Genomic DNA, 13853 nt, shown 5'->3' with positions numbered 1-13853 from the left:
TTATTTATTTAACATCTTTGCAGCTGTATCATCTTCTAACCACTGACCGGTATTTAAAAACGTAGATTGCTGCAACTCAGCGATTTGATGATCAGGTGACCCCGGTAACATTTGCCACCCCAAATATTCAATTCCATAATATAGAATATCAACCATACTTAAATAAGAGTCCATATTTTCTAAATCTTTTTTATTATTTGCAAAAATTACTATTTTTTTAGGTTGTTTCGGTATAATTTTTAAGAACTCTATCAGAGCTTTTACTCTATTTATACTACCGGTAAATATGATACCTAAATAAAAAATAGGGGCTTCAGCATCGCTTGGATTAAATCTAAATACATCTTTATCATTAACTTTATTAGTAAAATTAATATTGAGTCCGTAAAGTAAGGTATATAACCATCCTTCATAATTTTCAATTAAATTACATGGGGCCGTTATTTCCTGAAGACCTAAAACCGTTGCACCTTGCTGTTTCATCTTATTAATTAAATCTACCCATTTAGATTCAACAAGCATCATTTGACGTTGCACTATCAATTTTGCAATAATTTTATTAACTGATGCATTATCTGCTGCAAGACTATATAAATATTTAGTAAAATTTATATAAGAATTATCCTGATATCGAAATAATTTGGATTTCGGTGTTATGACAGTATTATCTATATTTATAAGTACCAGCGTATCTGCATCTATCTTCGGTAATAAGTTTTTCATTGTTACTGAATCTACGGAGTAAGTAGGAATAATTTGACCGTAGCCCGCATACGAAATAACTAAGCAAAGTAAACTCAATAAAACTTTATTTATTCGTGTCATAAGGATTTTTACCTTTTGCATTATTATTCTTTAAAGGTGGATTATTTCTTTTTAGCTTATTGATTTGAGATATTAAATCATTAATCAGTTTAGTATAATATGCAACATCTTTATTTTTCGGAGTATTTTTATTATTATAATGATAACCAATAAATAATATATTAGAACTATAACTATTAAGTTGCAATTCCATTAAGCTTAGCAATTCTATACTACTACTAATCATTATAAAGCATTTCGGTATAAAATTCATTTGAACAAGGAAATTGAGCATCATTTCCGCTTCCGATATATTATTACTCGTCAATATACCCTTATAAAATACCGGATAAGTATTAGCAAAACTGTCTAAATTATTAAAAATAATATAATTATTGTTTGGAAAACTATTTGAAAAATCAATATCGAAATTTTTCTTTAAATAATCGGCAAACCATATCTCAAATTTAGGAATATTATTAAAATTACCGGTAAACCCATTATTTACTGCTATTATGGGAATTTTACTATTACTCATTTCATTTACAAAATTTGGAAAATCAGATTCTTGTAATTCTTTCTTATAACTATCATTAGTTAAAACCAATTGATGTATATAAATAGCTTTTGAACTTTTATTAATATTATATAAAAGAGGAATTAGTGTAAGATAAATGTCTTTATCAAGCTGTTCAACAATAGGCACTAAAGACTTAAACAAAAATTTATCTAGAACCGTTACTACTAATAAATCCTGAGGTACATAATTTTTATTATAATTTTCTTTAAAATCTTGTTTTATTTTATTTAAACTATCCACTTCTATAATTTCTGCACGAGCTATAGAAGCAATAAATAATATTAAAATAAATATATATTTTTTAAACATTTATGATTTCCATTTTTTTAAAGGTAGCATATCACCCTGTGATTTTCTATGTCATGCCTGCGAAAGCGGGAATCCAGAAAAAATAACCTTAATAATTGGTACATGTTTGACAAAATAAACATATAAAATCTTGTTTTTTTATATATTTTCCTAGATTCCCGCTTTCGCAGGCATGACATATATTAGGTGTTACCACATTATACTGCTAATATCAATCTATATTAAATTATAATATGGTAAATATGTTTGGAAGTTTTTTTAGTGCGCTTGGCGGTACTGTTGAAAATGCATTTGGCGGCGGCATATTTTCAAGCGTGGGAAGATTTGTCGGCCAAATGCTTGGTGAGTATTTAGATCAACTAAATCACGAACCGATAGAATATGACAATATTAAAAATTTCAAAGAAAGCTTTAAATAAACTACAGCGAACCTATACCACTAATTTTCAGTACTGCAAGAGTTAACGGAAAAATAATTTGGGCAAATCAAAATAAGCAACTAAATTATTATGTTCTATAACCAGTTCCGTAGCAAGAGCCGGTAGTAAATAAATCTCTTTAGGGTTAGGGTACGAGTCTAGAGCTGATAAAATATAACTATTACCGAATAATATTTGCTTGCAATTAGCTCACTAACAAAATCCGCTCCAGCTTTTTTGGGATTCAGTTTTTTTAGTAAATAATGCACTGGATGGTTTAATATTACTTCGCCGGTTTTACTTTTAAGCACTTTCCACGGGACATGTCCTGCCGATTGTGCAATTAAATTAATACATCTATATACTATATTTCTCGATAAAAGCTTCTATGCCGACTCTAAATCTTTTTAAATTACCATATACAATGTCGTTTAGTTCAATAAAATTTTGTGATTTGGTAGTACTATTCTTCCAAAACTTTTTCCAATAATTTTTTATTATATATCCTAATATATTTGTTGTTTTCAGGATTATATAATGATTTGGGAGGTAGACTCAGAGAACTTAATAAGATGTTAATGTTCGTTAATGTAATTAAAATTATTTCTTTACAAATAGAAAGATATACTATTTATTATAAAACATATTACCATGAAATATAGCAACTTGATAGGATATAAAACATGTCTTTACCATCTGAATATTATTTCACAATGTCCCACAACAGCTTTGAATAAGCTAATAAAATTTTATAAAAACTAAAAAATATGACGAAATAAAATCAATTTTAGCATCTAAGAACAGCTATAATTTGTTATGGTTACATCATGCCATTACGTCATTTGATCTAGCAGCATATAAGCTTATTATTTCTTATGCTAACCCTAGCCACTTTACTTCTGCTGAATACGATAGTAGATATTATACATAACATCGATGATACATCTATGCTTGATGTAGCAGCATTTATAAATTTTGATACTATACAATATAGAGATACAAAAAGCAGCATATTGCAAGAGTGGATCAAGTTTAAGAAGAAAGCAATTGAGGAGCGAAATAACAATGCAATTAGCGAACTTAAAATAGAAGGATTTGAATTAAAAAATTAGCTAAGTTTTCAAGAGTTTAAAAGCTTTATTGAAGATAATAAAATTAAGATAAATATTGAAGAACTTAATATTGCAAAATTTAAAATAGAAAAATTATCACCGATTACAGAAGTAATTTATAGCGCAAACTCTGATATTACTATTTTAATGACAAGGACTTACAATATAAGCGATTTAAATGACAATATAATTCTTCATAACTATACAAAGCTTTTGCAATGGGGACCTCTACAAATTAAGTTATTAGCCTATATAGCGGCTAATATTAAAGTGCAAGATAGCCTAAAAATAATATTTGATAATAAATCATTTTCTCATTACGATTGAGACAATAACCTAATATGTATAGGCACAGAAAAATTAAATTTAGAATCAATAATAGCACATGAATTTGGACATTATGCAATAGAGAAAATTTTTACAATGTAAGTATCCCACTAAATAATAGTTTTCAAATTTTGAAAACAGATTTCGTAAAAAATGCACCATATCAAAATGATGATAAAATATTTTTGCCTAAAAATTTTGAAAGCTTAAAGCGCTTAATTAATAGTTCATATGAATTAGTATAGCGGCAAAACCAATACTTGATTTAACAGCAAATTTAATATTAATACCAGAGGGAAAAAATGAAATTAGTAGTAAATATAACGATAGTAAAGAATTGATTAAATATTCAAAAAACGTATATTACCTATATTTTACTTTAATAATTATAGACCGGAAAAGCGCAGACAAGAGAATGAGAGGAAGTTATAAAAACTAATTCTCATGCCCATATTATGACCAATTTAATTATTAATTTACTAAAATTACCTTGTGTAAAAGAACAGGATTATTATGAATAATTTGCAACTGATCAAAAAGTTCAATTGCAATGTATATTAACCAAGATTCTACCGCAAATAATAAAAGATAAAGATCTTACTAGCGAGTAAGTTTAATACTTAGAAAGAATTGGAGATCTTATACACAGAGAATCAGATGATAGAGCTGCAGAGTTCATAGTTAGGGTATCTAGAATTAGTATAGATAATTTATTGCATCCCATCGAAGATTCACGTATTATTAATGCACTTCAACCGTTGGTAGATTTTTAGCAGGGGCACATAGTCCCTAAAATGGAACCTACTATTATAGAATGTACAATAGAATATAATTGTGACACATTTTTGATGGAGCGCAATTAATTTAGCTATTGTTGTGTAGCGCTTTTTATGTCATCCCTGCTTTCGCAGGTATGACATCACTGGCTTTTCGAAAACTATCCGGCACTATAACAAAAAAATCCTAATCACTAAAATTATACCTAATATTTTTTCTAGCAGAGCTTATATCTTTTAAACGTTCACAAACCTTTTCAAAGACTTGTTTAGGCAAGATATTTGAAGCATTAATTTGTAAAAATTTATTGTCTTTTAATTTAATCGAAAAAGAAGGCTCTTGAAATTCCGGCCCATCAATTTCTCTAGCAATTTTTATATAATAACCGATTATATGACTGTTGTAATAATCACTTTTACTAATCATTTTCTTAGCTATTTTATTAATCTGCATGTCAGTTTTAGCAGTATAAGTAACTGTAAGGGCAATACCTAGCATAAGACGCTGTCTATGACTAAAAGGAATGTCTGAAGATAATATAAATTCCGAAACAAAATTTGCTCTAAGCGTTTTATCAATATTTTTATTATATTGTGCTAGCATTATAGCGAGTTCAATAATAATAAGAGTCGTGGCATCAGAATTAATTAAAAGATATTGTACTGCTTCAATATATTTTTCAATTTTACATATATTTCTATCAAATTTTACTAATCTCTTCACCCTCTCATAAATAATATCTTTTTCTGTTTCATGAGACGGCAACGAGTCAAATCTTACTCCTTCTTTTAAACCGTAATTTGAGATAATAATTTTTTCCGGTGAAAATACCTTAATCATTGCTTTTATTACTAAAACTGCATTATAATTTATGGCTTTCTGCTCGTAATAACTCAGCTTTAATTTATCGATTTGCGATAATTTCTCTAAATATAATTCAAACTCTACACGATTTATTTCAAAATTATGTAAATTTTTAAGGGGATAATTTATAGACTCCATGTATATACGGCTCATTAGACGTAATGCACCACCAATTAAATATAAATTAGGATAATGTTCAGCTCCAAATTCTTCCTCTAGCATTTTAGTAATCAGCCCGACATCACCAAAATTGCTACTAACAATAATTTTTGTACCAAGCGGCAATGATTTTAATTTACCGACTTTTTTATTTCCAATCTGTGCAAGCTCAAGACTTCCACCTCCAAGATCGGCTACAATACCGAAAGCATCACTAATACCGGAAATTAATCCGGCAGCAGTTAAATAAGCTTCACGTTCACCTGAGATAATTTCAATATCAATATTGAATCTCTTTTTAATTATAGCTTTAAATTCATCTGCTTTAGGATGCCCCCTAAGTATAGCTGTTGCAACACATCTAATATTAGTAACGGACAGTTTGGTAAAAATATGAATAAGATATTGTAGAGATAAATATGTTTGATGTTTTACGTCTAAATTATCTAAATTAAGTAAATTTGTAAGATAATTTCTAAATTTATAATTAAAAATTTCCGGCGCTCCAAGCTCATCACTTTCATAAACTACAGCTCTTAAAGCATTTGAACCGATATCAATAATAGCTGAACGCATTTTTGGATCTTACTCATTATTCTCCGGAACAGTTATTGTTTCGGTCTCTTCAAAAGCCTCATTATTATTTGCCCTAGGGTCAAAAGGTACTTGAGTAGGTACAAAAGTCGGCGGTAATAATCTACTAGTAAAAAACTTATCTTCGTAATACTTAATTTTACGAGATTTTATAGGTGGAAAGGATTCTATTAAAACAATTTGCTCATCTCTCGGTAACTGTATTACTTCTTGAGGTAAAAGTAAAGCTCTTTGAACCTGAGAAACGTTTTGGGTTCTAGTAGAAATATTAAGATCAAAAAATAAAGGTTTACTAAATGATCTTTGTTCTACCGTCTTATTACCGACAAGCTGCGATATTAAATTTGCCGTTTCATAGTTATTAGCGGCAAAAGTAATACGATATGTTGCATTAGATAAGAAAGAATTCATCCCTGCATCTTCATATGTTCCTTTTAACTGCTGTGTATCTTGAATAATTAAAAATAAACGAACTCTATAACCTCTAAAATAAGCTATACCGGCTTTAAAAGTATCCATCTTTCCGAGCGTCGGGAACTCATCAAGTAAGAACATTACTCCATACGGCTCTTCCTTTAAATCTGGCATCTTGCGGCTTAAAAATTCTGTCGCCTGCTGATAAAACACCTGCATTAATTTTTGTAAACGCTGTATATTATCGGGTGTTAACCCTACATATACAGTTGTTTTTACTTTTTTAAATTCTTGTATATTGAAATCAGAAGATGCTGTAGCTGAATCAATAAGTGGATTTGCCCATAATTCAAGCGATGAGTTCATTGTAGATATTACGCCGGAACGCTCTTTATCGGCTTTTTGCAAAAATGCAGCAATATTCATATATGCAACAGGATGTATTACACCACCAAGCGTATCAAGTACGACCGCTAGATTATAAACTACGTCGTCACTCCTCATAGTACGCACTATTTCACCGAAAGATTTAGTTTTAGTAGGATCAGCTATTAAATATAGAGTTACGCCTAAAAATAAGCTTCGTGCCTCATTATTCCAAAAATCCTTTTCTGGCATTATAAGATTTGAAATTTTTTGAACGTCATCAACCATTTGCCCAGGCTTAGTACTAACCCAATCAATCGGATTATAACAATGAGTAACACCATCAGGATTAGAAGGCTCCCATACAAAAACTTTCTGCCCTTGCTTCTCACGCCAACCACTTGTCAACCCGTGATTCTCGAGCTTTATGTCATGCACTACTACCGAATCACTCCAAAATAACAAGTTAGGTATCACAAACCCTACACCTTTACCTGAACCGGTAGGAGCAAATAATAAAGCATGCTGGAACCCGTCTGCAACAAAATATCCACCAGCATCAACACCGATCAGCATACCTTTCTTAGATCTAAGACCTGCAGCCTCTATATCTGACGGATTAGCCCAGCTTGCATCTCCATATACTTTTTCATCTTGTTTGAAAAATTGTAATGATTTTATTCTTTCAAAATTTTTAATGTAAAATATTATAACAATAATAGCCGGACCGAGAAGAGAAGCAAGTAACTTCAATTTTAAATAATTATAGTCGGCAATTTTTAACTGCCCCCAAACGTTAATAAGCCAGTAAGCCCACTTATAAGCAATATTTATAGCATTTATATTTACACCTAAAGCTCCAACCTCATTAGTAAAAATTGCAACAAATGCACCGCTTATCCACATGGTACAAAAAATAACAACCGGATGAATTATAGCATGACCGAATATATTTCTAGTCACTTTAAGTATCTTATGCCATTCCATGAATTGATATTCCTAGTTTATGCTTATATATTAGTTTTTGTGTGGAGTAATTTTTAGTCATTGCGAGCGACTAAAAGGAGCATGGCAATCTCAGGATTATGGCCTGAGATTGCTTAGTCAATTACTTCGTAATTTCCTCGCAATGACGTTTTTAAACTATCCCCTCAGCGTTCTTGTTCTTCTTATAATATACTTCCGAAACATATCTTTTCCCGCCGCTACCGCGTTTTAACTGCACAACGATATCTACAACGGTTAAAATATACTTCTTTACTTCTTCAGGCGGCATACCAAGATCTGCTTGCATAACCATAAGCTTTAACTGCTCAATAGCCATAGCGGGACTATCAGCATGCAGTGTTGATATTGAACCGGGATGACCTGTATTAATAGCCCGCAAAAAACTAAAAGCTTCCTTACCTCGAAGCTCACCTACTATAATCCTATCTGGTCTTAAACGCAAACAGGCCTCTATTAAATCTTGAGTAGTAACATTGGCACGCCCCTGTCCTCCTTTGGAAGCCAGTAAATGCACTCTGTTAGGATGGCTTGATAGCACAACCTCACGAGCATCTTCTACAGTAATTAATCTTTCTATTGTAGGTATTTCAGTGAGTGCCGCATTAGTAAAAGTAGTTTTACCAGTTGAAGTACCGCCGCTAATTATGATATTTTTCTTTGAAACAACTGCATGTCTAATAAATTCTTTAATCTTTTTTTCAGCTAAGAAATTATTTAAAATTACTGCATCTTCATCTACTAAACTCTCTGTTGCAGTATCATCAAATGCCCCCATTTTAGCATATTCATCTAAAGTTAGATTCATACCGCTAGGCTTTCTTATAGCATAAATGATTTGTCCTATCTCACAAGCAGGAGGAAATACTATTTGAATACGGTAGCCATTCGGCAAAGTTGCCGAAAGAAGCGGTTTTTCTTCTGAAATCATCTGTTCGGTAGATTGAGCGACTAAACGCCCTAATGCAAGTAGATGTTCGCTATCCAGTTCTGGTATTTGCTTAGAATATATATCGCCTTTTTTTTCAACCCATGCTTCTCCGGGCTTATTAACCATAATTTCGTTAATACCGTCTTCAGCAAATAAATTTTTAAAAGGAAGTAAAAACGTCTCTAAGGCTGCAAATTCTTCATTCATTTCATTACCTTCGATTTTAATAAAACGGCTTTTGGGAATTTATAATCCTTATTAACGTATATTCTAACCGGCGTACCTTGATTAACCGTTGTCGTCGGCTTAAACTGCTGCTGAGTTATCATATTTTGTACAACATTCGTCACATCCGTAAAAGCTTGAGTAGAAGCTTGTTGTGCTTGCGTTGGCGTTGATGCTATAGAGGTAGTAGTAAGCAAACTTGAAGCTGCCGTATTAACTGCCTGTACTAAGGTTTGAAGTCTCTGCTCAGCAGTATTCGCTGAAGAAGCAGTTTGTGCGGTTGTACATGCTTGAGTCATAGTAGTATAAGCAGTCGAAGTTTTATCGGTAATAGCAGCAAGTATATTAGTACAAATTGTAACTATCTTAGTATTTGCATCCATAGCGGTATTAGACGCAATAGTTTGAGCAGTATTTAACAATTGTGTTGCCGTAGCACTATTGGTAGCCGCTGCCTGAGAATCTATAGGAGGCGGCACTAACTTATCAAGGACTTTAGCAAGCCCTATATTAAAGCTGGATTGTAATACGGCATTTGCAAATTGTTCTTTATATTTATTATCAACTCTTCCTTGTAATCCTGGTCTACCTAAATTATCAACTGTAGGTGAGTCGAATTCTATAGTATAACCGTTAGTTAAATCGATTCTATCCCATATTATAGAAACTCTACCGTAACTATCTGACGAAGTTGAGGTTGCATATTTACCGAATATTTTTGACCCTTTCGGTATCAATATCACTTTATCTTTCTCAGAAAATACGTCTCTACTAATAATGGCTCTTATTTCACCGCCAAGATCACTATTTATTGCCGTCTCAAGGACTGCATCAATTAATTTACCGCGTCCGAGAATCAAAGACATATCACCGCGATCTTTAAAAGTCGCTTCTGCCGTAATCTGTTCCGGTGTCTTTTTAGGCTCTACACCACCAATTAACACTATAGCTGATTTTCTTTTTGCTTCACGACGTTGCTTCTCTGCATCGCTCTCAACTAACGTTCCTGAAGTCGAAGGCAACGAAACCGGCGACAATGGAAGCGTTTTGTCTTTATTCTCTTCCACAGGAGTAGTAGGAGGTAAGACCGGTGGCACTTTTACTACCGGAGGGGGAGGCGGTGGAGGAGCGGGGGGAGTCTCAAGCTTAGGCGGATCAGGTAACTTTGGAATCTCCGGAATATTATCATCAACCTCCGTAACAGGTTTTACAATATTACTCGGTATCTGAGTCTCCGGTATTTCTTCTTTTCCAGTACCGAAAAAAAGAGTATAAAAAATATATATAAAAATACCACAAATTACGACTACTATCGCAATACTCTTATTAAAGCTAACCGAAACTTTTGATAATTCTCTTTGTACTTCAGGAGAATCTGCTCCTGATAAAGAACCGGTATCATGATTGTTATTTTGCTCTTCAGCCATATCTAAATTATATTAGTTAAAGTATTTTTATTGTCATTGTTGTGTGGATCGGTTTTTCCGTCATTGCGAGGGAATCGCAGAGCAATTCGTCTGCAATCTCAGGAGTTTGTATTATTTCATGAGATTGCCACGCAGCCTACGGCTGCTTGCAATAACGTATCTACGCAGAAATGACATCGATTAAAATCTTGCCATGTAATTACTATTTTTCTTAGGGTAGTAAAATTTAATTACATATACTAAATCCCTTTCGTTACCCATCATAAGTTCCGTAGAAGCGATATCAAATTCATATATTCTTTTATTAGTTATAATAGTCATATTTGTACGAATATCTTTTTCAAGAGGCTTAATAAATAATCTATTTGCCAAAGGAGTTATTTTCCAAGCATAAGCATCCCCAAGAATTATATTTTGGATTTCTTCGTTTTTAGCAAATTCTATATGCGATTGAAAGCCAAAATGCAAAACTAATAAATAAACTTCATTTGGATTATATATATAAGTTTTTATCCTATTATCTTTAGTTATAGATAAATCATCTACATAATTATTACTACTATTACATGGATCATCTACAAGTGGACATTCTCGTTGTACTGTAAAACCGCTTAATAATATAAAAACTAAAAAATAAAATCTAACTATTGTCATCGTCTACCCTATATCCGTTAACTTGAAACCCTACCGGATTTATATCAAGTTCTGAATCTGTTAATTTCATAGGCACATAAGCATAACTTACTACCGCTATTTTATTATAAACTAATTGGTTTCCTGATGTTTCATTTACGGAAAATCTAACTATATATTTATCTTCTGCGATTTTTGACCATGATTTTATTACTAAAAATGTAGTATTCTCTTCTTTATATTTTAAAGTAGGATCAAAATCTTTATTTCTTATATAGCCAAGATAATTGTAATAAACACTGCTTGTTGAAAATAATCTTATTGTCGTACGAGCTGTCGTCGCAAAATCAACCGGATTATATGTTTCCCGTGCCGTTATGTATTTCTTTATAAGATACCTTGCAAGAGCCTCATCCGCCGTTAACACCGGTGATGAAATAGGTTCTACCACCGAGGCACGTCCGGTATTACTATTAAGCTGAATAACAAAAGGATCAAACTGTTTAGATTTTACTACAAATGCTATTACTAAAATTGATATAACCATAAAAATGGTTAGTAGTATTATTAATATGATAAGTAAGTTACGTTGAACAAGTAACTTATCAAATCGCTCTTCATACCAATTCTGAGTAATGTTTAAAGGATTCGCCGATTTAACACTTTTTTGCGTGTGTGTATCTCCTGAACCGCTTTGCGAGTTATTACTTGATTTAAAGAAGCCAAATATATTATCCATATCAATATCAAAGGTATTTTTATATTACATTGTTATTGTGTAAAACTATTACTTTTATACTAAATTTACTGAATTAACAGGTCTTCTTATACAAGGATTTACGCTTACACTCGAACCATCATCTATATCAGCAGAAACGCACGGGCTTTTAATTTCATAAGGAGCTGAAGGGGTACACGACAACAATTGAGCCAGCATAATTAATACTAATAGAAGCTTTAATGATTTTAACATTCTAATTATACATTATTAAATAATCTTGTTACTATTTTAAAATTACCTTACTATACAATAGTTCACAAGCATTTTTTGAAAAAATCTATTTATAAATATAAAAAAATATTAAAAAGATTGTAAACTATTATACTCTGAAGTAAATAAAGAGTAGTTATACGAAATTCAGCTTGGGAGCAGAACGTATACTTAATACGTGGCTACCTGCGGACTTATAAAGACATTGTCGCCAATTTTTCAAGTAGGACGAGTATAACATAATAACTACCATCAATAATTGTTATTGTATAATTTTAATTTATAATTTATTTTAATTTTAAAGTTAAACAATATTTGATATTGTAGCAACAATATAAACTTAATAAACTTATTTTATAGCTTAAATAACATTAAATTAACAAATCATAATCATATTATAATAATGATAGAGTTAAAATAGAATAAAATTAGATATTAAGCTAGTAATTATGGACCCATTAACCAACACAATACAAGAATATATAAAATCCGGCGAATATTTTATTGATGCAAGAAAATGGTATAATTTTAAGTATATCTTACCGTTAAGTCATAGAAGTCTTCTGCTTTTAATATGCACGATTTTTACCTTGTTATTAACCTTAATTTGTATAAATATCTACATATTACTACCTATAAACAAAAAAGTAAGTTACTTAATAAAAGATGATGCCGAAAAACAAGCTACCGTTACTAATACTAAACATTCAACATTAGCAAGTCCTTATATCTCTATTGCAAATATTATGCTTCAGAATTATGTAAACCAACGAGAAGAATACAATTACGATATATTAAAAGAACAATTTACCTTTATCAAAAATACTTCTACAAGTATTGTTTATATGCAATTTGCTCATTTTATGAATATTGATAACCCATTATCACCGGTCATAAGATATCAAAAACTATATAGACGCTCAATTAATATATTATCAATTAACAATATAAACGATAACGAGGCAGTTGTTACTTTTGAATCATTGGCAAAAAATAGTACGGGTGCAATTTTAGAAAATATGGTATGGGAAGCAAGAATCGGATTTATAATGGATTCTATCAGTACAAATATATCACCTAATATGCCATTCAATTTTACCGTTACTAGTTACAAGCTAAAGTTATTAAGGAATAAAAATCAGAAATAATATGAAGCAACTAATAATATTTTGTACTTTTATAATACTTACATTAGATGTATTTGCTCTGACTATATCACGACCTCTAGGTCGAGACCCACGTCTAAGAGTTATGACTTATAACCCTGATGATGTTTTCAAATTCACAGGATATTACGGCTATCAAGCAAGTATAGAACTAGCAAGAGACGAGGAAATAGTAAGTATTTCTATGGGAGATACTACTTCATGGCAAATAGTACCTGCTGGTCATAGGATTTTTATTAAACCGATGGAACCGGATGCTACTACTAATATGACTTTAATTACTAATAAACGGACTTACTTCTTTGAACTATATGCTGCTGAAACTCTTGATATGCGTGATCCTGAAATGGTCTTTAACGTAAAGTTTCTTTATCCGGATGACGAAAATGACAATATGAGCGGTCATATGCAAACTTTTTCTGCTGCCCTAGCAAGTCCCGACCTGACTCATCCTGAAAAATATAACTTTAATTACTATATTAGCGGTAGCGAAGAAATAGCTCCTATTAAAATTTTTGATGACGGCGAGTTTACTTATCTGCAATTTAGAGATAAAAACGCTGAAATTTCTGGTATTTTTGCTGTAGATGATTCACTTCGAGAATCTTTAGTAAATTATCGCCTTGCTCAAGATAATCCTAATATGGTGATCCTTGAACAGGTTTTTCCTAAGCTTGCTATACGTAAGGGCAAAAAAGTCACATGCGTATTTAATCAGTCTTTCAAAGCGTATTAATGTCTACCAACGTC

13 protein-coding genes and 2 pseudogenes are annotated in these 13853 nt (G+C 31.5%); 5 read left to right on the top strand and 10 right to left on the bottom strand.

The genetic code is table 11. The annotated features are described in order from the left end of the window. Positions 1-846, bottom strand: coding sequence for a DUF2608 domain-containing protein (locus tag ACPKKV_RS03420; RefSeq protein ID WP_392506188.1), 846 nt, complete (start codon positions 844-846; stop codon positions 1-3). Further along, positions 809-1693, bottom strand: a complete 885-nt coding sequence (locus ACPKKV_RS03415; RefSeq protein WP_392506187.1) for a DUF2608 domain-containing protein — start codon at positions 1691-1693, stop codon at positions 809-811. Before ACPKKV_RS03415 ends, ACPKKV_RS03420 begins: the two co-directional genes overlap by 38 nt. Before the next feature lie 242 nt (positions 1694-1935). On the opposite strand from ACPKKV_RS03415, the pseudogene ACPKKV_RS03410 reads away from it, so the two are divergent. Further along, positions 1936-2213 (top strand): annotated as a pseudogene (locus ACPKKV_RS03410) (host specificity protein). Here ACPKKV_RS03410 and ACPKKV_RS03405 read toward each other — a convergent pair. After that, a pseudogene (locus tag ACPKKV_RS03405) lies at positions 2185-2613 on the bottom strand (phage portal protein); the annotation flags it as partial. The pseudogenes ACPKKV_RS03410 and ACPKKV_RS03405 overlap by 29 nt on opposite strands. A gap of 374 nt (positions 2614-2987) precedes the next feature. Between ACPKKV_RS03405 and ACPKKV_RS03400 the strand changes: the two are divergent. Both ACPKKV_RS03400 and ACPKKV_RS03395 read left to right on the top strand, forming a co-directional pair. Continuing rightward, entirely contained in the window at positions 2988-3224 is a 237-nt protein-coding gene (locus ACPKKV_RS03400) for a hypothetical protein (RefSeq protein WP_392506186.1), read from the top strand. Between the two features lie 147 nt (positions 3225-3371). Further along, complete coding sequence (locus tag ACPKKV_RS03395; RefSeq protein ID WP_424492227.1) at positions 3372-3551, top strand: hypothetical protein; 180 nt, start codon at positions 3372-3374, stop codon at positions 3549-3551. Positions 3552-4514: 963 nt separating this feature from the next. Here the strand turns inward: ACPKKV_RS03395 and ACPKKV_RS03390 are convergent. The 7 genes from ACPKKV_RS03390 to ACPKKV_RS03360 form a co-directional block, all read right to left on the bottom strand. Further along, positions 4515-5927: a Ppx/GppA phosphatase family protein gene (locus tag ACPKKV_RS03390; RefSeq protein WP_392506185.1), complete on the bottom strand. Its 1413-nt coding sequence runs from the start codon at positions 5925-5927 to the stop codon at positions 4515-4517. Between the two features lie 9 nt (positions 5928-5936). Next, positions 5937-7712, bottom strand: coding sequence for a type IV secretory system conjugative DNA transfer family protein (locus ACPKKV_RS03385; RefSeq protein WP_392506184.1), 1776 nt, complete (start codon positions 7710-7712; stop codon positions 5937-5939). A 151-nt stretch (positions 7713-7863) separates the two neighbouring features. Next, positions 7864-8868, bottom strand: coding sequence for a P-type DNA transfer ATPase VirB11 (virB11, locus tag ACPKKV_RS03380; protein WP_392506183.1), 1005 nt, complete (start codon positions 8866-8868; stop codon positions 7864-7866). Then, positions 8865-10313 carry a TraB/TrbI/VirB10 family type IV secretion system protein gene (locus ACPKKV_RS03375; protein WP_392506182.1) on the bottom strand — a complete coding sequence of 483 codons (1449 nt, stop codon included), beginning with the start codon at positions 10311-10313 and terminating at the stop codon, positions 8865-8867. The genes virB11 and ACPKKV_RS03375 overlap by 4 nt, the downstream gene beginning before the upstream one ends. Positions 10314-10493: 180 nt before the next feature. Then, the gene (locus ACPKKV_RS03370; RefSeq protein WP_017443177.1) at positions 10494-10967 is read right to left on the bottom strand and encodes a TrbG/VirB9 family P-type conjugative transfer protein; all 474 of its coding nucleotides are present in this window, start codon (positions 10965-10967) and stop codon (positions 10494-10496) included. Beyond that, on the bottom strand, positions 10954-11685 hold the full coding sequence (locus ACPKKV_RS03365) for a VirB8 family type IV secretion system protein (RefSeq protein ID WP_392506181.1): 732 nt from the start codon (positions 11683-11685) through the stop codon (positions 10954-10956). The genes ACPKKV_RS03370 and ACPKKV_RS03365 overlap by 14 nt, the downstream gene beginning before the upstream one ends. A gap of 54 nt (positions 11686-11739) precedes the next feature. Beyond that, complete coding sequence (locus ACPKKV_RS03360) at positions 11740-11919, bottom strand: DUF2706 domain-containing protein (protein ID WP_392506180.1); 180 nt, start codon at positions 11917-11919, stop codon at positions 11740-11742. A 467-nt stretch (positions 11920-12386) separates the two neighbouring features. On the opposite strand from ACPKKV_RS03360, the gene ACPKKV_RS03355 reads away from it, so the two are divergent. After that, the gene (locus ACPKKV_RS03355) at positions 12387-13085 is read left to right on the top strand and encodes a VirB8 family type IV secretion system protein (RefSeq protein ID WP_392506179.1); all 699 of its coding nucleotides are present in this window, start codon (positions 12387-12389) and stop codon (positions 13083-13085) included. 1 nt (position 13086) lies between these two features. Beyond that, a complete protein-coding gene (gene virB9, locus ACPKKV_RS03350) occupies positions 13087-13839 on the top strand; it encodes a P-type conjugative transfer protein VirB9 (RefSeq protein WP_010977039.1) in 753 nt (250 codons plus the stop codon). Positions 13840-13853: the final 14 nt, after the last annotated feature.

The organism is Rickettsia finnyi, assembly GCF_049668125.1.
GTDB lineage: Bacteria > Pseudomonadota > Alphaproteobacteria > Rickettsiales > Rickettsiaceae > Rickettsia > Rickettsia kotlanii.
This window is presented reverse-complemented; position numbering and strand designations above follow the sequence as displayed.